Source organism: Zhongshania marina (genome assembly GCF_002915595.1).
Taxonomy (GTDB): Bacteria; Pseudomonadota; Gammaproteobacteria; order Pseudomonadales; family Spongiibacteraceae; genus Spongiibacter; species Spongiibacter marinus_B.
Map to the genome: position 1 here is coordinate 126,189 of NZ_PQGG01000028.1, position 26,161 is coordinate 152,349.

At 46.7% G+C, this 26,161-nt stretch carries 19 protein-coding genes and 1 pseudogene; 11 read left to right on the top strand and 9 right to left on the bottom strand.

Features of this window, described 5'->3' with window-relative positions:
- The first annotated feature begins 46 nt into the window (after positions 1–46).
- The 9 genes and pseudogenes from tig to C0068_RS11905 all read left to right on the top strand — a co-directional run bounded on the left by tig (position 47) and on the right by C0068_RS11905 (position 11,198).
- On the top strand, positions 47–1,375 hold the full coding sequence (gene tig / locus C0068_RS11865; protein WP_103684694.1) for a trigger factor: 1,329 nt from the start codon (positions 47–49) through the stop codon (positions 1,373–1,375).
- 119 nt (positions 1,376–1,494) lie between these two features.
- On the top strand, positions 1,495–2,127 hold the full coding sequence (gene clpP, locus C0068_RS11870) for an ATP-dependent Clp endopeptidase proteolytic subunit ClpP (RefSeq protein ID WP_103684695.1): 633 nt from the start codon (positions 1,495–1,497) through the stop codon (positions 2,125–2,127).
- A gap of 125 nt (positions 2,128–2,252) precedes the next feature.
- Positions 2,253–3,533, top strand: a pseudogene (gene clpX, locus C0068_RS11875) (ATP-dependent Clp protease ATP-binding subunit ClpX).
- Positions 3,534–3,714: 181 nt separating this feature from the next.
- The gene (gene lon, locus C0068_RS11880) at positions 3,715–6,141 is read left to right on the top strand and encodes an endopeptidase La (protein WP_103684696.1); all 2,427 of its coding nucleotides are present in this window, start codon (positions 3,715–3,717) and stop codon (positions 6,139–6,141) included.
- Between the two features lie 150 nt (positions 6,142–6,291).
- On the top strand, positions 6,292–6,564 hold the full coding sequence (locus tag C0068_RS11885; protein ID WP_103684697.1) for an HU family DNA-binding protein: 273 nt from the start codon (positions 6,292–6,294) through the stop codon (positions 6,562–6,564).
- 110 nt (positions 6,565–6,674) lie between these two features.
- Positions 6,675–8,552: a SurA N-terminal domain-containing protein gene (locus C0068_RS11890; RefSeq protein WP_146047888.1), complete on the top strand. Its 1,878-nt coding sequence runs from the start codon at positions 6,675–6,677 to the stop codon at positions 8,550–8,552.
- Between the two features lie 63 nt (positions 8,553–8,615).
- Positions 8,616–9,425, top strand: a complete 810-nt coding sequence (locus C0068_RS11895) for a 4'-phosphopantetheinyl transferase family protein (protein ID WP_103684699.1) — start codon at positions 8,616–8,618, stop codon at positions 9,423–9,425.
- Between the two features lie 19 nt (positions 9,426–9,444).
- A complete protein-coding gene (locus tag C0068_RS11900; RefSeq protein WP_103684700.1) occupies positions 9,445–10,617 on the top strand; it encodes a phosphoglycerate dehydrogenase in 1,173 nt (390 codons plus the stop codon).
- A 41-nt stretch (positions 10,618–10,658) separates the two neighbouring features.
- Complete coding sequence (locus tag C0068_RS11905) at positions 10,659–11,198, top strand: DUF1285 domain-containing protein (protein ID WP_103684701.1); 540 nt, start codon at positions 10,659–10,661, stop codon at positions 11,196–11,198.
- Positions 11,199–11,260: 62 nt separating this feature from the next.
- On the opposite strand, the gene lpxD is transcribed toward C0068_RS11905, so the two are convergent.
- The 4 genes from lpxD to C0068_RS11925 form a co-directional block, all read right to left on the bottom strand.
- Positions 11,261–12,313 carry a UDP-3-O-(3-hydroxymyristoyl)glucosamine N-acyltransferase gene (gene lpxD, locus C0068_RS11910; protein WP_103684702.1) on the bottom strand — a complete coding sequence of 351 codons (1,053 nt, stop codon included), beginning with the start codon at positions 12,311–12,313 and terminating at the stop codon, positions 11,261–11,263.
- Between the two features lie 226 nt (positions 12,314–12,539).
- Entirely contained in the window at positions 12,540–13,445 is a 906-nt protein-coding gene (locus tag C0068_RS11915) for a DUF808 domain-containing protein (protein ID WP_103684703.1), read from the bottom strand.
- 270 nt (positions 13,446–13,715) lie between these two features.
- Positions 13,716–16,268, bottom strand: a complete 2,553-nt coding sequence (locus C0068_RS11920) for a TonB-dependent receptor (protein WP_103684704.1) — start codon at positions 16,266–16,268, stop codon at positions 13,716–13,718.
- A gap of 64 nt (positions 16,269–16,332) precedes the next feature.
- The gene (locus tag C0068_RS11925) at positions 16,333–17,499 is read right to left on the bottom strand and encodes an alkane 1-monooxygenase (RefSeq protein WP_103684705.1); all 1,167 of its coding nucleotides are present in this window, start codon (positions 17,497–17,499) and stop codon (positions 16,333–16,335) included.
- A gap of 177 nt (positions 17,500–17,676) precedes the next feature.
- Here C0068_RS11925 and C0068_RS11930 point away from each other — a divergent pair, with 177 nt between their 5' ends.
- Positions 17,677–18,279 carry a TetR family transcriptional regulator gene (locus C0068_RS11930; protein WP_103684706.1) on the top strand — a complete coding sequence of 201 codons (603 nt, stop codon included), beginning with the start codon at positions 17,677–17,679 and terminating at the stop codon, positions 18,277–18,279.
- A 39-nt stretch (positions 18,280–18,318) separates the two neighbouring features.
- On the opposite strand, the gene C0068_RS11935 is transcribed toward C0068_RS11930, so the two are convergent.
- Both C0068_RS11935 and C0068_RS11940 read right to left on the bottom strand, forming a co-directional pair.
- Positions 18,319–19,062 carry a class I SAM-dependent DNA methyltransferase gene (locus C0068_RS11935; protein WP_103684707.1) on the bottom strand — a complete coding sequence of 248 codons (744 nt, stop codon included), beginning with the start codon at positions 19,060–19,062 and terminating at the stop codon, positions 18,319–18,321.
- A gap of 98 nt (positions 19,063–19,160) precedes the next feature.
- Positions 19,161–21,188 (bottom strand): beta-propeller domain-containing protein, encoded by a 2,028-nt coding sequence (locus C0068_RS11940; RefSeq protein ID WP_103684708.1) that lies wholly within the window; start codon positions 21,186–21,188, stop codon positions 19,161–19,163.
- 196 nt (positions 21,189–21,384) lie between these two features.
- Between C0068_RS11940 and C0068_RS11945 the strand changes: the two genes are divergently transcribed.
- On the top strand, positions 21,385–21,702 hold the full coding sequence (locus C0068_RS11945) for a Rieske (2Fe-2S) protein (protein ID WP_103684709.1): 318 nt from the start codon (positions 21,385–21,387) through the stop codon (positions 21,700–21,702).
- A gap of 76 nt (positions 21,703–21,778) precedes the next feature.
- Here the strand turns inward: C0068_RS11945 and fusA are convergent, their stop codons facing one another.
- From fusA to C0068_RS11960, 3 genes are all read right to left on the bottom strand, one after another.
- Positions 21,779–23,869, bottom strand: coding sequence for an elongation factor G (gene fusA, locus C0068_RS11950; protein ID WP_103684710.1), 2,091 nt, complete (start codon positions 23,867–23,869; stop codon positions 21,779–21,781).
- Positions 23,870–24,140: 271 nt separating this feature from the next.
- Positions 24,141–25,046 (bottom strand): GNAT family N-acetyltransferase, encoded by a 906-nt coding sequence (locus C0068_RS11955; RefSeq protein WP_158249983.1) that lies wholly within the window; start codon positions 25,044–25,046, stop codon positions 24,141–24,143.
- Positions 25,027–26,157 carry a cupin domain-containing protein gene (locus C0068_RS11960; protein ID WP_103684712.1) on the bottom strand — a complete coding sequence of 377 codons (1,131 nt, stop codon included), beginning with the start codon at positions 26,155–26,157 and terminating at the stop codon, positions 25,027–25,029. Before C0068_RS11960 ends, C0068_RS11955 begins: the two co-directional genes overlap by 20 nt.
- Between the last annotated feature and the right edge of the window lie 4 nt (positions 26,158–26,161).

Sequence of the window (26,161 nt, forward strand, 5' to 3'; positions counted from 1 at the left end):
TCATAGTGGCCATTTGTGTTTAACAGCCCTGTTTTGAGGACCCCCCATGCAAGTCTCAGTTGAAACGACTTCTGGCCTAGAACGTCGCCTGATAGTAGGCGTTCCTGCTGCGCGCATTGATAGTGCAGTTGATTCACGTCTGCAAAATGCAGCGCGTACTATCAAGCTAGACGGCTTTCGCCCAGGCAAGGTACCAATGCGTGTCGTTCGTCAGCGTTTTGGCGAGTCCGTGCGTATGGAAGTGCTTGGCGAAGTAATGAACGAAAGTTTTTACGAGGCTATTCAGCAGCAAGGTCTAAAACCGGCTGGTCGTCCAAATATTGAGCCAAAGAGCCTAGAGGCTGGTAAAGACGTAGAGTTTGTAGCGACGTTTGAGGTTTTCCCAGAGGTTGAGGCAAAAGATTACAGCTCAATTGAGGTTAAAAAGCCGGTATCTGAGATTACAGCGGCCGATATCGACAAGATGATCGAAAATCTGCGTCAGCAGCGTGCTGAGTGGCAGCCTGTTGAGCGTGCTGCGGCAAGCGGCGACAAAGCAAATATCGACTACCTCGGTACAAAAGGTGGCGTTGCTTTTGATGGCGGCAAGGCCGAAGGAAGTGATTTGGAGCTGGGTTCTGGTCGCATGATTCCAGGCTTTGAAGATGGCATTGTTGGCATGTCTGCCGGCGAAGAAAAAGTGCTTGCCTTGTCTTTCCCTGATGATTATCACAGCGAAGACCTTAAAGGTGCTGCGGTAGAATTTAAAATCACCGTGAATAGCGTTAGTGAGAAAAAGCTTCCAGAATTGGACGAAGCATTGTTTGAAGCCTTTGGTGTTAAAGAGGGTGGTGAAGAGGCATTTCGCGCTGAAGTAGAAAAAAATATGGCGCGCGAGTTGAAAAATGCCACTAAGTCCCGCATTAAGAATCAAGTGATGGAAGGTGTTCTTGCCATCCATTCTGATTTACAAGTACCAAAAGCATTGGTTTCTCAAGAGATTGACGCATTGCGCAACCAGCAAATGCAGCAGTTTGGCGCAATGGCAGAAAAATTGAATGCCGCTGATATCCTGCCTGATGAGCTGTTTCGTGAAAATGCAGAGCGTCGCGTTAAGTTGGGCCTAGTGCTAAATGAGTTGATTAGCATTGAAGGTATTAAGGCTGAAGAAGACAAAGTACGCGCTGCTTTAGAAGAAATGGCTGCTAGCTTTGAAGACAAAGACGAAATTATTAATTGGTATATGAGCAACCCACAACAGCTTCAACAAATCGAAGGTATGGTTATTGAAGAGGAAGTGGTTGAAAAATTGCTTGAAAAATCGAAGGTTAGCGAAGAAACTTTAAGCTACGAAGAAGTTATGTCGCCACCAGCGAAAGAGGCAGAAGAATCCTAATCTGAATAAGGATACTCTGGTTTTTTCCGCTCAAGCGACTGAACGAAGGTTCCGTCGCTTGATTTTTTTCCGCTGGCCGTAAATTTAGAACATTAATTACGTACGGAAGAGTATTCAATATGTCGCGCAATTCGATTGATGGTTTGAACAATAATACTGTAACCAATCTGGGCTTGGTGCCTATGGTTGTAGAGCAAACGGCCCGTGGTGAGCGCTCCTACGATATTTATTCCCGGTTGCTAAAAGAGCGCGTTATTTTTTGCGTGGGCCAAGTAGAAGATCATATGGCCAACCTCATTGTGGCTCAGCTACTTTTCCTTGAGTCAGAAAACCCTGATAAAGATATCCACCTTTATATCAATTCTCCAGGTGGCTCGGTGACGGCGGGCTTGTCAATTTATGACACCATGAAGTTCATCAAGCCTGACGTGAGCACTATGTGTATCGGTCAGGCGGCCAGTATGGGTGCATTTTTGCTGAGTGGCGGCGCCAAAGGTAAGCGATTTATCGTGCCTAATGCCCGCACCATGATTCACCAGCCAAGTGGCGGGGCTCAAGGGCAGGCAACGGATATCGACATTCAGGCGCGTGAAATCTTGATTATTCGCGAAAAGCTGAATCATTTGATGGCCGAGCACACAGGGCAAACTTACGAGACTATCGCGCGGGATACCGAGCGCGATAACTTCATGAATGCACAGCAATCCTGCGATTACGGTCTCGTTGATGAGGTTTTAACTTCTCGCGGATAAGGCATTTAGCGGTGTTATCCGTACTAGCTTGCGGATAATGCAAACTTGCAAAAGTGGGTAAAAGGCGTCATCTTTACCCCAAGGTGCTTCGAACACCCTGCAAAATCAGAACAAGGTAGGTATGAATGAGTAGTAAAGACGGCACAGATGATAACGGCAAACTGCTGTACTGTTCCTTCTGTGGTAAAAGCCAGCACGAAGTCCGCAAATTAATTGCCGGACCGTCTGTCTTTATCTGTGATGAGTGTGTCGATCTTTGTAATGACATCATTCGCGAAGAAGTTCAGGAAGCTGCCAGCGAAGCGGGGCGCGATAAGCTGCCAACGCCGCAGGAAATTAATAACACTCTAGATCAGTATGTAATAGGGCAAAAACGCGCTAAGCGGGTTTTGGCAGTTGCGGTATACAACCATTACAAGCGTCTGCGGTACGGCGACAAGCACAAAGACGAAGTTGAGTTGGGCAAAAGTAATATTTTGTTGGTTGGGCCAACGGGTAGCGGTAAAACACTGCTAGCTGAAACGCTTGCGCGCCTGCTTGATGTTCCATTTACCATTGCAGATGCTACAACGCTGACTGAAGCGGGTTATGTCGGTGAGGATGTTGAAAATATCATCCAAAAGCTGCTGCAAAAATGCGATTACGATGTGGAAAAAGCCCAAATGGGCATTGTTTACATCGATGAGATCGACAAGATTTCACGCAAATCAGACAACCCCTCAATTACCCGTGACGTATCGGGTGAGGGCGTTCAGCAGGCACTTCTAAAGCTTATAGAAGGCACTGTAGCCTCGGTTCCTCCTCAGGGTGGGCGTAAACATCCGCAGCAGGAGTTTTAGCAGGTAGATACCTCAAATATTCTGTTTATCTGTGGCGGTGCATTTGCCGGCTTGGATCGCGTTATTCGCGACCGTTCAGAAAAAGGCGGAATCGGTTTTGGCGCTGAAGTGAAAAGTAAAAACGAGGCGCGTAACGTGGGCGAGATACTTGCTGATGTTGAGCCAGATGATTTGGTGCGCTACGGTCTGATTCCCGAGTTTGTTGGTCGTTTGCCGGTTATTGCCACCTTGGAAGAGCTGGATATTGATGCGCTAGTAAGCATTTTGACCGAGCCTAAAAACGCCTTAACCAAGCAATATGCCAAACTTTTCGATATGGAAGGTGTTGAAGTAGACTTCCGCGAAGACGGCTTGCGCTCAGTGGCTGAGAAAGCCATGACGCGCAAAACAGGTGCTCGTGGTCTGCGTTCGATACTTGAGTCAGTACTACTGGATACGATGTATGATCTGCCATCTATGGATAATGTCAGCAAAGTCGTTATCGATGATTCGGTAATCAAAGGCGACTCGACGCCAATACTTGTGTATCACAATAGTGAGCAGCGCAAAGCGGCTCCTAAAGAGTAGTTCCCGCTAGTCTAAACGCCGCAAAAGTCCTTTTTTGCGGCGTTTTTCTTTTTTGTCAGTTTCTTTACAGTCAAGTCTTGTTTTTAACTCTGCAAATCCCCATCTTAGAACTATGCTGTCTTTAATACAGGCAAATATCCGCTGCGGGCGGATTGAACCGAATTAACTAAGAGGAAAAGTAATGGCTGATACAAACGAGATACTGGAATTGCCACTGCTTCCTTTGCGCGATGTGGTCGTTTATCCCCATATGGTCATCCCACTATTTGTGGGGCGGGATAAATCAATTAGAGCGCTTGAGCTGGCTATGGCTAGTAATAAGGAAATCGTACTAGCTGCCCAGCGCAATCCGGATTTGGACGAGCCGGGCACCGACGATCTATACGATATTGGGACCGTGGCCAATATTCTTCAGTTGCTTAAACTTCCAGATGGCACGGTTAAAGTGCTGGTAGAGGGTAGCTACCGTGCGCAGCTTAATGCAGTTACCGCAGAAGAAGATTACTTCAGTGCTGAAATTACTGCTTTAGAAGGCGAGCGGATTGCCGCAGAAGAGTCTGAGGTGATGCTGCGCTCTGCTATTTCTCAGTTTGAAAAATACATCAATTTAAGTAAAAAAATTCCCGCTGAAGTGCTCACTTCTTTGTCCGGTATCGATGATCCTGGTCGTTTGGCAGACACCATCGCTGCGCATATGACAATGGAGTTAGAGCAGAAGCAAACTGTGCTTGAAATGGTAAACGAGCGCGAGCGCCTTGAACATTTGATGGGCCTGATGGAGTCGGAGATCGACCTCTTTCAGGTTGAAAAGCGCATTCGTGGTCGTGTTAAAAAGCAAATGGAGAAAAGCCAGCGCGAATATTATTTAAATGAACAAATGAAAGCGATTCAACGTGAGCTTGGCGAGTCCGAAGAGGGCGTCAATGAGCTTGAAGAGCTGGAAAATCGCGTTCAAAAAGCTGGCATGAGCAAAGAGGCGCTAGAAAAAGCCAAGGCCGAGTTAGCGAAACTGAAGATGATGTCGCCGATGTCAGCAGAAGCCTCGGTCGTGCGCGGCTATATCGATTGGCTAGTCAACATTCCCTGGCAGAAGCGCTCGCGGGTCAAGCATGATTTAAAGCGTGCACAAGAGATTTTAGATGAAGATCACTACGGCTTAGAGGAAGTAAAAGACCGAATTCTTGAGTATCTCGCGGTGCAAAAGCGGGTGAAAAAAGTAAAAGGTCCTGTACTTTGTCTAGTTGGACCGCCAGGTGTAGGTAAAACCTCCTTGGGTGAGTCTATCGCCCGCGCAACCAACCGTAAGTTTGTGCGTATGGCCTTGGGCGGTGTTCGGGATGAAGCGGAAATTCGCGGTCATCGCAGAACCTACATTGGCTCTATGCCGGGTAAGGTCATTCAAAAAATGTCTAAAACTGCGGTACGTAACCCATTATTTTTGTTAGATGAAATCGACAAAATGGGTATGGATCATCGCGGTGATCCGGCCTCAGCTTTGCTAGAAGTGTTAGACCCCGAGCAAAATCATGCCTTTAATGATCATTACCTCGAAGTCGATTACGACCTGTCAGATATTATGTTTATCTGTACGTCTAACTCTTTGAATATCCCACCGGCCTTAATGGATCGTATGGAAGTTATTCGTATACCTGGCTATACGGAAGACGAAAAAATCAATATCGCTCGTCGATACCTCATACCTAAACAGTTGAAAAACAATGGCTTGAAGGAAACTGAGGCTGAGATCGATGAGGAAGCCTTGCAAGATATCGTTCGCTATTACACCCGAGAAGCGGGTGTGCGTGGTTTGGAGCGTCAAGTTGCCAAGGTATGTCGCAAAGTTGTTAAAAGCGTCGCATTAAACGGCGATAGCGGCATAATTTCGGTCACTAGCGCGAATTTAGAAGACTATCTCGGTGTGCGCCGCTATACCTTTGGCAAGGCTGAGGAAGAAAATAAAGTTGGGCAAGTTACCGGCTTGGCTTGGACGCAGGTGGGTGGTGAGCTGCTGACTATCGAAGCGGTTTCCGTCGTTGGTAAAGGTCGTCATATCAAAACTGGCTCTCTTGGCGATGTGATGCAGGAGTCGATTCAGGCAGCTACGACAGTGGTGAGAAGTCGTTCTAAGCGTTTAGGCATCCCTGCACGCTACCACGACCGCCACGATATCCATATCCATATGCCAGAAGGGGCAACACCAAAGGACGGGCCATCTGCCGGTATTGGCATGTGTACCGCTTTGGTTTCTGTCATAACTGGTATACCCGTGCGCTCTGATGTGGCTATGACCGGAGAAATCACGCTTCGGGGGCAGGTGTTGGCAATTGGCGGTTTAAAAGAAAAACTGCTTGCGGCTCACCGTGGCGGTATAAAAACCGTTATAATCCCGATGGAAAACGAAAGGGATCTGAAAGAAATTCCGGAAAACATAAAAGCGGATTTAGAAATTCGTCCGGTCAAGTGGATTGACGAGGTTCTAGATATAGCGCTCGAAAGTCTTCCTGAAGAAATTTCTGAAGAAGCTTACCTTGCGGGTATTGACGACAGCCATAAAAACGTGGATGCGAATGGCGATATTCTTGGTGAGTCCCGTGCAAACGCACACTAGACGCAGAGATATCTTGACCATATACGGCGCAGTTGGTATAAATCCCACTCTTTACGCATACGGCTTTTGAAGCCGATGCGTATGTTTGTGACGGTCACCAGTCAGTTAATGTAAAAATATTTTTTATAACAATTTGAAGGGGAAGAATAAGTGAATAAATCTGAGCTAATCGACGCTATCGCAGAATCTGCAGATTTGTCTAAAGCAGCGGCAGGACGTGCATTGGATGCAGCCGTAGAAGCAATTACTAATGCACTGAAATCAGATGATTCAGTATCTTTAGTTGGCTTTGGTACTTTCAGTGTTAAAGACCGCGCAGCTCGCACTGGTCGCAACCCACAGACTGGCGCACCGATTGAAATTTCAGCTGCTAAAATTCCAAGCTTCAAAGCTGGTAAGGCGCTGAAGGATGCCTGTAACTAAGGTATAGGCCGCCATTCCCGTTTTACGGGGGGCCGTAGGGGTAAAACCTCTTACAGAAGGCGCATCGAGAGGTGCGCTTTTTTTTTGATTCGGAATCAGGTTTAGCATCAATGCTGCAAAATATTCGCAATAATATCCAAGGAACAGCGGCCAAAGTTATCATCGCGATAATTGTAGTGCCGTTTGCACTATTCGGGATCGACAGTTTATTCACTAGCTCAGGGCCCGCTGCGGCAGCGGTGGTGAACGGTGAAAAGATTTCAGAGGCGGAGTTGCAGCAGGCTATTAGTCTGCAGAAACGTCGCCTATTAGGCATGATGGGTGATCAAATAGACCCTGCGATGCTAGACGATGCAATTCTGCGTAAACCAGCGCTCAATACGCTGATTAAGCAGCAATTATTATTGCAGGCTGCAAAAGACGAAGGCATAGAGGTATCAGACCAACAACTGAATGCCACAATTGCTGCAATGCCTCAGTTTCAAGAAGATGGTCGTTTTTCTCAGGAGCGCTATCAGCAAGTACTTCGCCTGCAAGGATATAGCGGCAGCTTTTTTAAACAGCTACTTAAATCTGATTTAACGATTCAGCAATTATCTACTGCGGTCGCGGGCTCCGCCTTTATTAGCGATGCAGAGTTATCTCGCAGTGTTGGTTTGTTGTACGAGTCGCGGGATTACCATTACATTGATATTCCTCTCGCCAACTACAGTAAAAATGTCAGTGTCAGCGATAAAGAAATAGCCGATTATTACGCTAATAACGTCGAATCATTTTTGACCGATGAACAGGTTCGCTTTTCATATATAGAGCTAACGGAAGAGCAATTTTTTGAGCCGGTTTCAGAGGATCAGGTGCTTGCTGAGTATCAGCGATTGGTCGATACCAATAACGCACAAATTGAACGCGAGGCGGCGCACATACTTCTAGATATCACTGATGACAGAAGCAGAGAACAAGCGTTTGAGCAGCTTGAAAAAGTACGTAGCGATATTAATGCAGGCACTGACTTTGCCGAAGCAGCAAAGCAGGTCTCTGTTGATGCTGGCTCCGCTGCGAGTGGCGGTGTTTTAGGATTTACAAGCGGTGACAGCTTTCCTGCTGAATTTGAAGAGACACTGTCTGGCTTAAATGTCGGGGACGTGTCGCCGGTTGTTGAAACCGAGGCCGGTCTACACTTGATTAAATTGCTTAGTATTCGAAAGCCCGAGCTACCTAGTCTAGATGAGGCCCGCTTACAGATTACTGAGCAACTGCGTGCGCAAAAAGCACAGCCTCGTTTGGTGGGTGCCGTCGATACACTGAAAGATTTGGTGTTCAATGCAGAAAGTCTAGCAATGCCAGCAAAAGAAATGGCGTTAGAAGTCAAACAAGGTGATTGGCTGAGTAAATCTTCTGATGAGGGGCTGTTCGCCTACCAAGCTGTTAAGGAGGCCGCATTTAATGCTGAGTTGCGCAGCCAGGGTTTGAATAGTGATGTCATCGAACTTGCACCAGATCGTTATGTTGTTATTCACATCGAAGAACACAAAGCTCCGCAGGTTCAAGATTTAGAAAATGTACGGAATGATATTCAATCAATTTTGTCTGAGAATAAGGCTGAATCTGCAGCGCTGTCCAAGGCGGAAGAGTTGCAACTTGCTCTTTCATCTGGCGAGCGTGTCGAAGACGTGGCGAAAAAGCATGATCTCAAGTGGAATGCCATCGTAGACGGCAAACGAAGCGATATTGCCGTTGAAGCCGCTATACGGAATCAGGCATTTGCCATGCCTCGTCCGGAGGCGAGTGCTTCAATCAGCACTCTCCGTAAAAGCAATGGCGATTGTGCTGTAGTGCAGTTATTTGATGTTCGCTACGGTAATCTCGCCGCATTAAATGCAGATATTGTACAAGAGGCGGAAAAGAGCGCTTATAGAAATAAATCATCCCAGGAATTTTCTGCTTACTTTAATAGTTTGTGGGAAAGCGCTGAGATTAAAATTAATTGATATTATGCACTCACTCCTCGGTACTTTGGGGCCGAGGAGTGAATGCTTGGATAAATAAAAATAATGATTTCTGCTGTAGAAAAAAGACAGTCGGTAGCGGGCCACGTTGATGTTTGGTATTGCTTTACCGACGATCACCGTCTGAATAGCCGACTCGATCAATACGAAACCATGTTGTCTTCTGCTGAATTGCAGCAGTATCAACAACTGATGCATGGTAGCAATGGTAGAGATTACCTTATTAGTAGGGCGTTACTACGCACAGTGCTGTCGGAATATTGTGGTTATTCTCCTGAAAAAATCAGTTTTTGCGTCAATGCATATGGCAAGCCCGAACTTATTAATGGTGAGGGGCAAGGCCAAATTCAATTTAATACCGCCCACACCAGTGGTCTTACGGTATGTGTTGTTACCCGCGACAATGATGTTGGCGTCGACGTTGAAAGCCGAGCTGAAAACCGCGGTGTTTTAAATATGGCAGATGATTATTTCTCTGCGCTTGAGCTACAAGCTCTGAATGCACGGTCAGATGATCAGCAGTTAGATTATTTTTACCGCTATTGGACTTTGAAAGAAGCTTATATCAAAGCGCGGGGAGAGGGACTTTCTATCCCTCTACATGATTTTTCTGTAGTACTGGATGAAAAAGGTGTCTTTAGCGAATTTGTTGGCCCAGAGGCTGATCGCTGGGATTTCGATATCTTGTGTAAAAATCCTAATTACACTGCGGCATTAGCCATGGGCGGCAAAATAAATAGCATAGCGTATTTTCATAGTATTCCGCTTGGGCAGGAAGTTGAGCTGAGTGCTGAAGATGCATTCAATCATTTTCCAAATAACGTCAGCGGGCAACGCAACCGAATGATTGGATGACAAATTCGAGGATTAATTTGTGTATAAAGTATTAACCTTAAATCAAATTTCTACAAAAGGTTTGGAACGTTTACCACGCGAAAGCTACGAGATTGCCAGTGAGTTTAGCTCGCCAGATGCGATTCTACTGCGCAGCCATAAGCTACAAGCTGAGGATATCGCAAAGTCGGTAAAAGCAATTGGCCGCGCCGGTGCGGGAACCAATAATATACCCGTGGGAGCTTGCACGGAGCGTGGAATTCCGGTGTTTAACAGCCCTGGTGCAAACGCTAATGCAGTAAAGGAATTGGTGATTGCTGGTCTTGCACTTGGCTCGCGAGGCATTTTACCAGGTATTGCCTACGTCAACTCCCTTGGGCATATGAATGATGCCGGCGAAATGGCGAAATTGCTTGAGAAAGAAAAGAAGCGTTTTAAAGGTAATGAGTTAGCAGGAAGAACCTTAGGTGTCGTCGGCTTGGGTGCAATTGGTTCAATGATCGCCAATGCCGCGCTTAATTTGGGTATGGAAGTTGTCGGCTATGACCCGGCACTTTCAGTTGATGCAGCATGGCGTTTGCCAAGTTCTGTGAAGAAAATGGAAAACATCAACAGTCTTTTTGCTAAGGCTGACTACATCACCTTGCATTTGCCGGTATTAGATTCGACTCGGGGCATGGTTAATGCAGACTTATTATCTGCCTGTAAGCCAGGATGTTGTTTATTGAATTTTGCCCGCGAAGAGATTGTGAATGTTGACGCGGTTATTGCCGCCCTTGATAAAGGCCAACTCCGTCAATTTATTACTGATTTCCCAGTGCCGTCTTTGATTGGTCGTGAGGACGTAGTGCTTATGCCACATATTGGCGCTAGCACCGATGAAGCCGAGGATAATTGCGCGGTGATGGCTGCCGAACAGATTGATGATTTTCTGAAAAACGGCAATATCAAAAATTCGGTTAATTTTCCAAACCTTCAGCTAGAGCGAAGCGGGCATTGCCGTTTGGCGATAGCTAATCACAACGTGCCTAAGATCCTTGGTAGCATTTTAGGTATTTTGGCTGAGGCCAATATCAATATCGTCGATATGTTAAACAAGAGCAGGAATGAAATTGCGTACAACCTTATCGATTTGGGTGGCGACGTAAGCTCTGACTTATTGGCTGAGTTGGCTGCTCTTGAAGGTGTAATCAACGTAAGATTGATTCATTAAGCGTTTTTTGCGTAAGCTTTTCAATTCGCTGGGGGGTATTAATGGCGACATTAGCAGATATTGAAAGCTTGCTGAGTAATCAACGCGGCTCGCCGCCAATTGAAAACTGGCACCCAGATCTGAGTGGCGATATTGATATCGTCATTCGCAGCGATGGTCGATGGATTCATGAAGGCGGCGAAATAAAACGCCATAAACTCGTTAAATTATTTGCCTCTATACTCCGCCGTGAAGATGACGGTGAGTATTATTTAGTGACACCGATTGAAAAATGGCGTGTCACTGTCGAAGATTTACCTCTGCAGGTTGTCGATTTTGAGCTTAGCTCTTCTGGGGCAGCGCAGCGTATTGCCGTTAAGACCAATGTCGACACCTGGTTAGAACTCGGTAAAGAGCATCCACTACAGGTTAAAACCGATGCACTTACCCAAGAGCCTAAGCCATCGGTATTGTTGAATCATGGATTATCCGCAAGGGTTAATCGGGCGAGCTTTTATAAGCTTGTTGAGTTGGCTGAATGCCGTGACGATCAGATGATTCTTCATGCGGGCGGCGAGGAATTTGTGCTAGGGAAAACCTAATCACGATGGATGTCACAAGGAAACAAAAAAAGGCAGCTATCTTTAGCTGCCTTTTTTTGACCTTATTTTTCTTCTGGCTCAGCTGGTAATAAGCTTTTTAATTGCTTTTCTAACTGCTTTATCCGGTTAGACATCTCATCCAACTGGGTATAGCGGACGGAGTTGCGGCGCCATTTTTTGACATCTTGCATAGGTGGCGTAGAGGCAAAGACGCCGGCTTCGGTATTGCCTTTGGTGACGATGGTGCCACCGTGGAAATGACTATTGTCGGCAATGCTAATATGGCCGTTAATGGCGACGGCACCTGCGACTGTACAATTTTCACCAATGATGGCGCTTCCTGCAATTCCGACACAGCCCGCAATCGCCGAGCGCTTGCCAATCTTTACGTTGTGAGCGATATGCACGAGATTGTCGATAATAACGCCGTCTGCGATAACAGTGTTACCCAGCGCGCCGCGATCAATTGAACAGTTAGACCCAACTTCAACCTTATCGCCAATAATAACGCCGCCGAGTTGATGTATTTTCGTCCAACCGTCACGGCTTGGCGCAAAACCAAAACCGTCAGACCCGATAACTGTACCACTGTGAATGACGCAGTTTTTGCCAATACTAACCCCGTGGTAAACCACGACATTGGGATGGACGAGGGTGTTGCTGTCAATACTCGCGCGATCTCCAACGGAGACACCTGAATAAAGACGCACGCCACTGGCAATGTGCGCCTGTTCACCGATGACGCAATGAGCGCCAATGGCTGCATCGGAGGCGATATTGGCACTAGATGCCACAACGGCAGTAGGATGGATTCCCACCGGCAGTTCCGATAGCGATTCAAATAAAGCCGATACTTTCGCGTACGCTAAATAGGTATTGGCGACAACAAGCTTATTGCCGGCGTATTTATCAGCAAAATCAGCGTTAAGGATGACCGCCCCAGTTGCAGACTGGGGGAGATACTGTAAATAGGATTCTTGATTTACAAAGGACAGTTCAGATGTAGAAGCACACTGTAAGTCGGCAATGCCCGAAATTCGGTGCTCGGCGTCGCCGATTAATTCCGCATCAAGGTATTCCGCCAGCTCCGACAAACTTCGTTCGGTATTACCCATAGGGTTCGCTCCGTTGCTACCCTGCTAGGGTATAAATTAATTTCATGCTGAATACGGAATATAAAACTGCATGTGAGTATGCTTCAGGTTATTTAGCTAGTACGCTTATCGTCATCCTGAAATTTGTAGCGGTATTGTACATTTGCAGTGTGTTAATTGAATGAAAATGTTTTGTTGGCGTTAACCTACTTATTTTTTCAATACGGCATGAGTTGGCCAGCCTATCTTAATGCTCTTCTTTACCCCTTAAGTTTACGAGGCAGACGATGATTGCTCCAGCTGCTGCGCCGACAAGGCCATTAAATAAGGTCTGCGTAAGGCCGTCGGCAAGGGCGCTATTGAAAAGGTGTAAATGGGAGAGGGCGATCGCAAGCTCTAAATAGTGATCTGCGCCGTGGCTTAATATACCGCCACCGACCAAGAACATCGCTATTGTCCCCACGACGGTTAGCGTTTTCATGAGCGCAGGTGCCAGCCAAAGCAAAAATCTACCAATACTAAGTAGTGCTGAGGTGCTAGATTTAAGCAAATACAGCCCAAGGTCATCGATCTTTACAATGACGGCAACTAAGCCGTACACAGCTAAGGTAATTCCGAGCGCGACTATGGATAACACCAAAGCCTGCTTAGCAAATGGTGCGTCTTGCATGGTGCTCAGGGCAATAACAATAATTTCTAGACTTAAGATAAAGTCAGTCCGAATCGCACCTTTAACACGATCTGCCTCTATTGCCAGCAAATCTGCTTCGCTGTCTACAATGAGTGCCTTTGTTTGTGAATGGTCTTTGGCGTGGCGATGAATAATGCTGTGCCAGACTTTTTCTGCGCCTTCAAAACATAAAAATAGACCACCAAGCATCAGTACTGGGGTAATTAACCATGGCATAAATAGGCTAGCCAAGAGGACAATCGGCACAATAATAACTTTATTAATTAAAGAGCCTTTAGCGACAGCCCAGACTACCGGCAACTCGCGCTCAGCGCGAACATTGCCAACCTGCTCAGCATTTACGGCCAAATCATCGCCTAATACGCCGGCTGTCTTTTTTACAGCGAGTTTAGACATGACGGAAATATCATCTAATAGGGTCGCAATATCGTCAAAAAGAGCTAAAAGAGAAGCTGCGGCCATCGAGGCTACCTTTCAAATAGGAGTCATCACATAAATATACGGAAAGCATACTACAAGGAGACGCTCGAATATCGGCTATAGGACTAAGAATTGGCTGGCAGATTTATATGTTTGGCACTTATCTGAGCCTGCAAAAGATGAGGTTGTGCGAAGAGCAGGGTTTATCAGTGATCTTTCGGCAAAGCTATTAGGCGCAATTGAGTGGAGTAAAAACAAAAAGGCCGGCTTTGAGCGTCCGAACTCAAAACCGGCAAGCAGGTTTTTGTGGCATTACCAGCGATATGACGCTTGCAGTGCAAAAGTCCTAGGAGGGTTGGTGAAACCGTGATGGGTGGTCGTGCCCGCAATGACTTTCTTAGCTACGGGGGTATCGACGGCGTATAAAATAATCAGCTCGTCGCTAAGGTTTTTACCGAGCAATGCCACTTCCCACTGGCCATCATTAGATGACAAGGAAATTCGTCCGTTGTATTGAATAAAAGCATCCTGTTTAACGCGATCGTCTAAATTCGGAGACGGATGATATTCGTCGCTGAATATAGCGTCGAGATTGGCGCGTAATATTAATGTATTAGCAATTTCACGCTCGTAGCCAAGTAAGATATTCCCAGAATAGTCGGCAGCGTACTGATTGGTTTTACCACTATAGTCGCAGTTTATGCCGTTCGGGTTGTCGGGTAATTGGTCTTGAATGCAGGTACCAAATTTATGGTCCTGAAATTCAAAATCTAAAAACGCTAAACCAGCGCCCAAAATAATGTGTTCGCTTAATGCCACGCGTCCGTCAAACTCCATGCCTTGGGTTACAGCACCCGCAGCATTCCCGACGTTAAATCCCAGTGTGCCATCAAATACGCTGACCTGAAGATTATCGAATTGGGTGTAAAATAGTGCGGAATTTAGTTCAGCGATGCCGTCGAATAAAGTGGTTTTTAAACCAAGTTCATAGGAGGTTGCGCGCTCTTCCTCGAACTCGAAACTACCAATTAATACTCTAGGGTTTGCAGACGTTGCAGTAGGGTTAGTGGGAGTAGGGTCTGCACTGGGAGAGGAATTAGATCGCGCATCATAACCACCTGATTTAAAACCACGTCGTGCAGAGAAATATGCCATGGCCTCGTCGTTGACATCCCATTGCAGATTTAACAAAGGTGCAAACTGGGATTCGCTTCGTTTCCCTGCTAGGTCGTGGCGTTCTGCTGCAAATGTTACCGCTGCGGCGGTATCGGTTTCACCAATAGGCAAGATTGATCCATCGGGTAAGCCGAATTCTAGTTTACGACTACCACTCTTCTTTTCGTAGGTGTACCTGCCGCCAAGTGTTAGGCGCAGAGTATCGGTCATTATCCAAGTGCCCTGTATAAATGCAGAAGCAATAATGGAATCGCTTTTAAAATCCCGTGGCGATCGAATATCTATAAGTGAATTCCCAGCATCACCGATACCTAGTAGTTCAAAACCAGTGCTACCGTTTGCACCGGGATCAATATCCCCACGAGCACCTCCTTCTAGTATGTCGGCGGCGTTGATTAGCTGTGGTATAAGGGTAGATGGCAAAACAATCGAGTCAAAAAAGTAGAGTTCGTTGTACTGAAAATAAGTCCCTGCGATTAAGTCAAAGTTTTCACCAGGTGCAGATACCCAACGAAATTCTTGACTATATTGTTCGTACTCTTCTTCAAAGACCACCTGAAATAATGGTGCGCCGGTAAAATCACAGTCACACTCTTCGTCATATTGATAAGCCATGTAACCAGTAATCGATGTGAAAGTATTACCATTGGAATACCAGTTCATATTGACGGTAATATTTTGAGTATCGTTATTACTGAAGTCGCCGTTAGAAGAGCGCTTACGATCTGCTTTGCTATCCAATACCGAATCATCGGCCTGCATGTTAAGAATAGAACCGTTTGGTTGCAGCTGAATTAGATTGCGAATACCTGCGGGTAAAGAGCCTAACAATCCGCCAACGGCGCCCAGATCTGGAAACACGGTGTCGTTTAATATTTCACCGTAGGTGCGATCCGTGAACAAAAAAATGTCAGAATCGGAGGGGTAATCGGTCAAAATTTCTGACTGTCTCCCAACGACATCAAAGCTACCCATTTCAAGTTTTAACTTTGCATCAAAATCACTGCCTGCATCCCAGGAAAATTTCAATCGGTAGGTCGCTTCATTTCGCTCTGCCTCATCACGGTTTAAAACTTGGTTTTTAACAAAACCGTCGGTATGTCGTTGGCGCATGGCAAAGCGTGCAGTGAGTTCGTCGTTTATCGGGCCAGAGGCAACGAAATCTATTACTTGCTCGTTAAGGTCGGGTTCGTAAGTCCCTTGAACAAAGAACTCTGCTTCATTGCTTGGCGATGCGGTCCCGATATTTATTGCACCGGCTATACTGTTTTTGCCAAGTAGAATATTTTGCGGGCCGCGTAGTATTTCAACACGCTCAAGATCCAAAAAAGGTGCGCGGGCGAGCTGGGCGCGGCCATAGTAAATACCATCTACGTACATACCAACAGATTGCTCAAACCCCTGGTTCTCACCTGAGCCGATCCCTCGAATATAGATATCAGTGCCGATACTTGACTCGGTCATTGTAAAATTAGGAACGTAAGCTTGCAGATCCTCAATTTTAGAGAGGCCGGCCTCCATCATTTTTTCGCCGCTAATCGCACTAACCGACACCGGTACATCTTGGAGGCTTTGTGCTCTTATTTGAGCGGTAACAATCACCTCCTCAAGCTGGGGTGCTGCGTAGACCAATGCGCTTTGCATTGCAGTGAGGGAAATTGTGCTTAGCAATGTTGCTTTCTTAATCATAATATTACCTCTGTGGTGAGGCATGACGCGCCCACCTCGATCTAGTTATTGGATTGTTCGCGCGTTATGCGCTGAGGCCTTGATTAAAGCTATTGAAATAAGGTTTTAAAGTTTTAACTTTACGTGGATGAACATTTGCCTTGTTAAAATCTCCGCGATGATGCTCCACGACAAGCGGGTCCATGACCTTAAACCATAGCGGGGGAAAGTACGCTAACATCATCATTGAGGCGTAACCTGAAGGTAATTGCGGACTATCCTCGAAGTGCCGTAGCGCTTGAAAGGCACGATTTGGGTGGGCATGATGATCTGAGTGGCGTTGCAATTGATACAGAACAAGGTTGGTTACGATGTGATTACTATTCCACGAATGCTTAGGTAAGCATCGTTCGTAGCGCCCGTGGGCATCTTTCTGTCGTAACAAGCCATAGTGCTCAACATAGTTAATTACCTCAAGTAACGATGCGCCGAGTACAGCTTGTATTAAGAGGAAGGCTAGTGCTGACCAACCCAGTACAATTGTGCAAGCGCTATACAGAACGACGGTCATAGCCCAGGCTTGTAGAACGTCATTTCGCCACGTCCAAAATCCCATACCTTTACGGTAAAGTCGTTGGCGTTCAATCTCGCAGGCGGATTTAATACTTCCCACTACTGTGCGAGGCAGGAATTGCCAAAAATTCTCTCCCATTTTTGAGCTTGCGGGGTCTTCCGGTGTCGCGACTCTGCGGTGATGTCCAAAATTATGTTCCACGTAGAAATGCCCATAGGCGACGGGTGCAAGTGCTATTTTTGCTAAGAATTGACTTAAGGCGTCGCGTTTATGGCCGAGTTCATGCCCCGTATTAATGCCGATTCCGTTTACGTAAGCACAGCTGAATAGGCCGGCGATAATTCCTAGTGGGCCAAGTTCAGTGCAGGCAAACCATAAGGTAATTAACGTGCCTGCATACTGAAGTGGAATGTAGGCGTAGACGATATAGCGATAATAATTGTCGCTTTCTAATTGTTTAACCGCAGATTCTGGTGGGTTAGAGCGATCAGTTCCGATTAAAAAATCTAAGGCAGGGATGATTGCATACACGATGACGGGTGTTAGCCACCAACCCCAAATTTGTCCGGTCTGCATATAAATTATGGCGCCGAAGATTGGGAATAGAGGCACTAAAAGCCCCAGTGACCATAAATAGCGTTTCGGATCGTGCCATTGTAGTTCAGCGCTAGTATCCACTTTTTAACCCCTTTATTATGTTTACAAGTGTTAAGTTGTAATTTATGGCATAACTTTACGGGTGTCAAGTTGGGGTTTGTGTTATTTTCTGCGCTCAGAAATATTATTGATTTGCCGTAAATTCGGCGCATCGTCATACTATTCAACAGCAAATGCTGTATTGATATTGAGGAAGGTATGAGTTCGAGTAAGACCAAGCAGAGTCGAAAGGGTAATCGCGAAAAGTTAATGAATGCGGCTCTAGAGTTATTATTAGAGGATCAGAGTGGCTTGTCTGGTATCAGCCTGCGTCGTATTACTAAAGCTTGTGACTTGAGTCCACCAGCGTTTTACAGTCATTTTTCATCAATGGAAGAATTGGGTTTAGCGCTTGTTAACGAGGTTGGTAGCACGCTTAGAAGTATCTTAAAGGGTGTGAGAGATGCCGATACAGAGGCATTAGTTATTGCTGCGTCTGTTGAAGCCGCATTTGGGTATATTCGCGGCAATGAGTCTTTGTTTATATTAATTGCACGAGAAAGAGCAGGGAGTTCTGCTCTAATTCGAGGTGCAATTCGAAATGAAGTTCGCCAAATAGTTGAAGAAATGGCTAGTGACTTTCACTCGCGGGGGCTTTTCGCCCAATTTAGTTTGCCTGAAAAACAGGCGGCAGTAGCTGCGATAGTGTCTTTAGGTTTAGGCTTAATTCCAGATCTATTAGATTTGTCCCGAGAATCCGCTGCTGAGGGCGATGCGCTTTTGTCGCAATTTGAATCTCAAGTGCAGTTTATTTTCTCTTAATGGATGAATGGTTGGTGTTTGAAACCCTGCGCGCTTTAATTATATTTTTACACAAACGAAAAGTGCATTACCGGATTGGCCATTCCAAGGTAGTAATTTTTCATAATCGTGCTCAAATATATGGACTTCGAAGTAGGGTGAGAGAAGATTTTGAAGTTCAGCAAAACTTACCGCAACCATTGTATGTTCGTCCTGCCATAGCTGCTGGGTATTTTGCGTGGTTTTTTGAATGCTAAGTTTTAGACATTGTTGTTCACCTTTGCCGCAGTAATACCACCTAGAGCTAAATATGAATTGGCTGCCATCTTGTTCAGCACTGTGACGTGTAAATGAGTTATTGTCGATTTTATTTTTATCAACAGCGTTAAAGCAAAGCATACCATCCGGTTTTAGTGTTTTGTATGCACTCAGAATACAGCTTTTTAGATTGTCTATGCTGCCGCTATAGTGAATGGAATATAGAAAGCAACTAATTACATCGACGGATTCAGAAATTGTAAAATCGCACATGTTTTGGCGACTGAACAGGGCTTCTGGGCAACGTCGCTGCGCGATATCGAGCATTGCTTGGTTTAAATCAAGTCCTTGGCAGTGATAGCCAAGATCAATGAAATGCCTAATATGAGGCCCAGTGCCGCAGCCCAAATCTAAAAGGTTTTTCCCTTGGTTTCCAAAAATGTGTTGCAGCCTGTGGGCGGTATTGCTTTGTGCAAGGTAGTCGATATCTGCACACATTAGGTCGTAATATGCCGACAGGTCGGAGTAGAGAATGGTGTCGGTCATGAGTGTTTGCGCGGCGGTATAGATGGGGCCGCGCAGTATAGCAATTGCGCGAATTAAGGGAAGAAAAAGTGGCGGCGTAGCGCCGCCTTACTGGGTGCTTACTGCGGCCCTGTTTGTTGGCTGGGGGCAGTCCATAAGGCTGACCAAATATAATCTCCGGATAAAAAGTAGACGGCGTCGTCGTGAATAACTGAACGATGCTGTCCACCGTACCAATTTTCATTGGGAGCGGGGCTGGCGATAATATCGCCGATCAAGTCGAGGCTGGCGGCTGCAGCGTTTTCTTTGCCGTTAATTTCCATGAGATATAAGCGGTTCTCGTTTACGTAGCCGTTTTCTTCGCTGTTGTACGAGGACTGAACAGGCACCGTAAGACGGTCGCTGCCATCGGCTTGTTGAAGATAGGTAAACGCGTGGCGGTTGTACTGAGCCTCTGAGTAATTCCAGCCATCTTCCTTGCCTAATAGCAGGGTAGTGAGTTCGCTTGGATTACTAATATCAGTCACGTTGAATAGGCTGAGTTTTACTAAACCTTGATTCTGGGCAGATTGACCAACGCCGAGTAAAAGATTGTTATTTACTGGGTGTAAGAAATCTGAAAAGCCGGGAATTTCTAGCTCGCCTGCGATATATGGGTCCGCTGGGTTAGTGAGGTCGAGCACGTATAAAGGGTCAATCTGCTCAAAGCTCACAAGATAGAGGCGGTCGTCTAAAAATCTCACGCCATATAGATCTTCATTTGGTTTGCCGATTTCAGCAGGTCTATTTTTATTGGGTAAAACAGATATTTGCTCTAGGCGTAAGTCGTTCGACGCTTCTTGTAAGATCGTTAATTGGTGGTCGCGAATATCGCTGCTGTCGCCTGTATAGAGGGTGGTAACCACGCGCAACATATCGTCTTTCTCAGATAATCTAAAGTCGACTTGACCGCGATTCCATAAATACCCCATTAAATCTGCGGAACCGCGATAGGCAGGTTTGCCGCTTCCCAGTGCAAATTTATGTATACGGGTTTGGCCCTCGCTATTCCCGTAGCGAGCTTGACTTAGATAAAGCGCTTGGGCAGACATATATACACCGCTGGCGTCTTCGTTGTAACAGGTGGTTTGGGCGTTACTGGGGTTGCTTAATGGGACCGCAGTAATGCTAGTAATAACGGGATATGCATATTCGTCGCTGGGGTCGTCGCGGGTAATTAAACAGTCTTTTGCCGCAAATAGCGGCCGAGTCTGCTCGTTGACGGTGATATTGGGAATAATGTCTGCTGGCGTCGTATTGGCTAAGGTCTCTTTGTTTGCGTCAGCTTCTTGTTTATTTGCTGGATAGTAATAAATATTATCCCAGTGGGGGGTGTGACGGCTAATAAGGTACAGCGTGTCGCCAATGCGGCGACTATCCACAAAGCCTCCTTCAATCCTCAGATCCCAAGTTTTTTCGATATTATCTATATCTGCCGTATCGTAAATTTTAATGGCCAGCGCCTGCTGTCCCCAAGGCGCGATTTGTTGCCAAACATCGCCGTAGGTGCCGTAGTATTGGCTGGTGGCGATACTGATTAGGCTGTCGTTTTGGATGAATAATCCCTGTACATACTCACCATCTTCCAGCGGTATTGTCGCTACCTGTTGCGCTGTTGCGGCGTCTGGATTGGTACTTAAAATCCGAATACTGCCGGGGTTCTGTGGGTTTGGTGGTGGCACTAGGGCGTCGCTAGCAAAAGCCGCATCGGTGACAAAACAACAGCTGTGCTGGATGGTCGGTACGATATATAGATAGTCGCCGTCGTATTTGAGTACATCAAATTCATCAACATCAGTTTCTAATGTGTAAGTGCTCGAATATCCACCGGCAGATGCGTCATCAGCGGTGACACCTCCTACGGGCTGCTGCGCAGACAGTTCCTGTTCGTTGCGAGTAGTTTGGGTGTACGCGGCTTTAAAGCGCGAAACGAATTCCTCTTCGCTATTCACCGCGCGTAATAAGCTGCTTGATTGATCATCGTTGTTATTCGGAGGAGTGCTTGAACCGCCAGAGCCGCCTCCACAGGAGGCCACACTGATGGAAAGTATTGCCAAGTATAGGTACGTCGCTTTGCTTCTAAGGTGTCTGATGACATTGTTATTCATGGTGATACCCTTTGCACTCTACAGTATGTGGATTTTGTGCCGCTGGTGTGCCTACTATCAGTTTAGCGCTCCTGTAGCCCATGTAAATTGGTAGAAGCACTTAATTTACTGGAAATGCGAGGGAGTACACTGAAATACTTAACCTAGTCTCAGTGTATACGTTAAGCTTTGAAAACACTTACGAAACTCTAAAACTATGCGTTACTACAGCTTAGAAAAATACATCAATTTATTTGACGGCTACCGAAAGGTTTTTAAAATTGATAGCCATAATTTAATGCTGTTGCAAACAGATGGCGCCCGCTATTTGATTGAGAGCAGTTGTCCGCACCGAGAGTACCCGCTGAGTAGCTCAGATGTTGAGGGTTTAGAGTTGGTTTGCCCCCAACACGGCTACCGCTTTGATATACAGAGTGGCGCTCTCAAACACTATAGCGAAGAGTTATGTCGCAATTTGCGGTGTTATGAGCTGGTTGATCGAGATACTGAGGTGGGGGTTATGCTTGAGTATTAAACTGTAAAACCGATATAAACAAAAAAGCCCTGACAAGGTTTGTTGTCAGGGCTTTTTTAGGGCTTAGCTAAGTGTATTACTTAGCGGCAGCAGCTTTCTTTTCTTTCTCTTTCGCGATAACAGCTTCAGCTACGTTCATTGGGCATGGTGCGTAGTGAGAAAACTCCATCGAGAATTGGCCACGACCAGAGGTCATAGTACGCAGAGTACTGATGTAACCAAACATTTCTGAAAGTGGTACATCTGACTTGATACGCACGCCAGTAGCGTTTGGCTCCTGGCCAGAGATCATGCCGCGACGACGGTTCAAGTCACCAATAACATCACCAACGTGATCTTCTGGGCTGTATACGTCAACTTTCATCACTGGCTCTAGAAGCTGTGGGCCAGCCTTAGGCATAGACTGACGGAATGCACCTTTAGCGGCGATTTCGAAAGCAATCGCTGAAGAGTCAACTGCGTGGTAACCACCGTCTACTAGTTCAACTTCAACGTCTAATACTGGGAAACCGGCAAGTGGGCCAGTCGTCATCATAGACTTAAAGCCTTTCTCGATGGCGGGGAAGAATTCCTTAGGAACGTTACCACCAACAACAGAAGAGCTAAATGTGAAGCCAGTATTAGGCTCACCTGGACGGATCTTATAGTCGATTTTACCGTATTGACCAGAACCACCAGACTGCTTCTTGTGAGTGTAACTGTCTTCAATTGGCATAGAGATGGTTTCGCGGTAGGCGACCTGTGGCTGACCTACAACCAAATCAACACCGTAAGTACGCTTCAAAATGTCTACTTTGATATCAAGGTGAAGTTCACCCATACCTTTAAGGATGGTTTCGCCTGAATCAACGTCAGTTTCAACACGGAAAGTAGGATCTTCTGCAACCATTTTACCGATGGCGATACCCATTTTCTCAGTAGAGCCTTTATCTTTTGGCGTTACAGAGATAGAGATAACTGGCTCAGGGAAAACCATCGCTTCTAGAGTACATGGGTGCTTAACATCGCAAAGGGTGTGACCAGTTTGCACGTTCTTCATGCCCACGATTGCGATAATGTCACCAGCTTGCGCAAAGCTTAATTCGTTGCGCTCGTCAGCTTGCATCTCAACCATACGGCCAACACGCTCAGACTTGCCGGTGAAGGAGTTAAGGATGGTGTCGCCTTTGTTCAATTTACCGGAGTAAATACGAACGAAGGTCAGGGCGCCGAAACGGTCGTCCATGATTTTGAAGGCTAGTGCGCGGAATGGCTCGTCTGCAGAAACAATGGCGTGCTCGCCATTTGGATTACCTTCTTCATCGGTGAGTGGTTGTGGGTTAACTTCCGTTGGCGACGGTAGGTAATCAACAACAGCGTCTAAAAGTAACTGCATGCCTTTGTTTTTGAAGGCAGATCCACAGTATGTTGGGAAGAACGCCAGCTCCAGAGTACCTTTGCGGATGCAGCGTTTGATGTCGTCTTCAGAAGGTTGCTCACCTTCCATGTACGCCATCATGATGTCATCGTCCATTTCAACTGCATTTTCTATCAGTTGCTCACGGTACATTTCAACGTCATCAACCATATCGGCTGGAACGTCTTCAACGGTGTAGTTTTCTGGCTGTCCAGTCTCATCCCAAATGTAAGCTTTGCGGCTTAGCAGATCGACAACACCTTTGAAGGTGTCTTCACGGCCGATAGGCAGGGTCATGATGAGCGGGGTGGCGCCAAGTACGTTTTTAACTTGATCAGTTACACGAAGGAAATCTGCGCCAATGCGGTCAAGTTTGTTTACAAAGATAAGACGCGATACTTTTGAGTCGTTCGCGTAGCGCCAGTTGGTTTCTGACTGGGGCTCAACACCACCAGAGCCACAGAAAACACCAACACCGCCATCAAGAACTTTTAGCGAGCGGTAAACTTCGACAGTAAAGTCAACGTGGCCCGGTGTGTCGATGACGTTGAAACGGTGCCCTTTCCAGAAGCAGCTAACGGCCGCTGATTGGATGGTAATACCACGCTCAGCTTCTTGCTCCATGAAGTCGGTTGTTGATTCACCTTCGTGAACCTCTCCCAGCTTATGAATTTTACCAGTTAGCTTCAGGATACGCTCGGTAGTCGTAGTTTTACCGGCATCAACGTGGGCGAAAATACCAATATTTCTGTAAAGGGATAGATCAGTCATAGCGCTCTCTAGATAAGCTGGGTTGAAAATAGGCGGGTAATGTACAGCAAATTAGTCAATTTTGCTCGTGTAAAAGTAAAGAAGAAGGGTATTAGAGCGATTTTTTTGCGTGAAAATGCCCATATGCGCGAAAAAGTTGGAGTTGCGAATCGTGTTTCCTTGTAAATGTAAGAAATCTGTCACGTTATCAGGGGCTTGGCAGGACTGGAGAGGCCCTCGAAATAGTAATCTGTGGCTGTATTAAGCTTTACAATGCTTGTAGCTTAGATGATTAGTAGAGCTTTCGCAGATAGCGTGGTGTCTCAGCAAATTCCCACATATGATCAAAGCGATTTTGGTAATCCCTCACCTTTGGCGGCAGATGGTAACTACACCACGCTGCGTCCGCTGGTAGCGTGGTGTAGGTGAGTATTCCACTGTTGTCGGCGATGAGAAAATATTCGTCTATTGCTACCTTGGCACCCCGCGGTAATACCCGCAGCGGGATCGCCGACGGAAGTCGTTGGCTGAGCGCTACTAATGGGTGGCGTTGTTCCCTTAGCGCAGACTCGTCGCAAATAAGCAGCTGAAGCTGATTTTGATGATGTATTCTGGCGAAGGCAGATAAGGTCTGAACGAGCTCGTCCTGGGCGTAAAAATCGGCTTCTAATGCGTGGCTAAAAATACGGATTGTCCTGCGCGCTTGGCCACATAGGTCGAGAACTGCCGCTGCCGGGTTTTCTGGCCTAAAGCTTTGACTATCCCTGCCGAGTTTACGCTCTTTACGCAGAAGCAATTGCATTGATTGATGGGGAATACCTGCGTCCATAAACAGGTCACCGTGGGCTACAAAGCCCGCTGCGGCATAAAAATCAATTGCGTGGTCTTGCGCGGCGAGCTTAAGCTCCCGCCAATCTTGGTCCTTTGCGTATGTTATGGCGGCTTGCAAGAGGGCTTTGCCAATACCGCGGTTGCGATAAGCTTTGCTTACCGCCATACGGCCGATGCTACCATTATTTCGCATTCTGACTGTGCCCACAGCTTGCCCGTCAACTAAGGCCAGCCAGTGGTGGCAGTAGGGGTCGTGTTCGTCGAGTTCTAACTCAAGCGGCACGGCTTGTTCGTCGACAAAAACTTCATGACGTATGCGGGTTAGTAAGGCCTTATCGGTTTGCCAATCAGTCTTGCGTATCATCATAAAAACACAGGGTGCCATTGCAAAATAATGCGTAGATCATGTCTGGGCTGAGGCGATGGGCTGTGTCGATGGTGATGCCACTTTCAATTTCACAGAGTGACTTAACGTCGTCCCGCTGTTCTGGCGGGTAGGGGAAGGCGAGACCATCGGCGAACAAATAGGTGTCATCAAAGGCCAGCCTTGCCCCTAGTCTTAGTTGTAATACGGCACCTTCGGCTAACTCCAGCAGAAATGCTTCTGGGCTTAGGGAGTCGTCAATCATGCTCTCTTGGTCGGGAATGCGGGTCATCATTTCGCCGAACCAGCGGGCCAAGTGTGCGTCATTATCTATATGACGCATAATCAGGGATTTCACGTGTTGGCGGACGTCGGCCGAAATTTCTGCAGGGTGGGCCTTTGCGTCGAGTTGGGGATCTTGGTAGCGGATCGATTCATCGAGAAAGCTGGCAATATCATCGCCAAAATCGCTGACTAAAGCAGCTTCCGATGGGGCGCGAAACCCAACTGACATGGTAATACAGTCATCGCCCTCGGCTACTCCCCAGTGCGCTACCCCTGGCGGCACATAAAGCACGTCGCCTGCTTCGAGCAGGTATTCTTCTTCGGCAGTAAAGTCTTGTAGCAGGCGCAAACCAGAGTGGTTGGAAATTGCGGTGTCAGCAGAGCAATGGGCACCGATTTTCCAGCGCCGGCGACCGCTACCTTGTACCAAAAATACGTCGTATTGGTCGAAGTGGGGGCCTACATTGCCGCCATCGCAGGCATAGCTGACCATGATATCTTCGGTGCGCCAGCGCGGAATGAAGCGGAATTGCGCCAGTAACTCAGACAACTCTGGCAGGTAGTGATCTACACTTTGCACTAGCAGCGTCCAATTGGACGCGGGCAGGGCGCTAAAATCCTCTTCTTCAAAGGGGCCGTTACGCAATTCCCAGCCGCCATTTTTTTCAAGAATAATGCGGCTATCGACGCCGTCTTCGCAGGCTAGGCCCGCGAGGTCGTTGCCGTCTAGCGGGCACTCATAGTCTGGCAGTGCCGCTTTTAATAGCAGGGCCTTGCGCTGCCAAACCTGATCTAGAAACCATTGTGGATCAAAATTTTGCAGCGCCACGGAG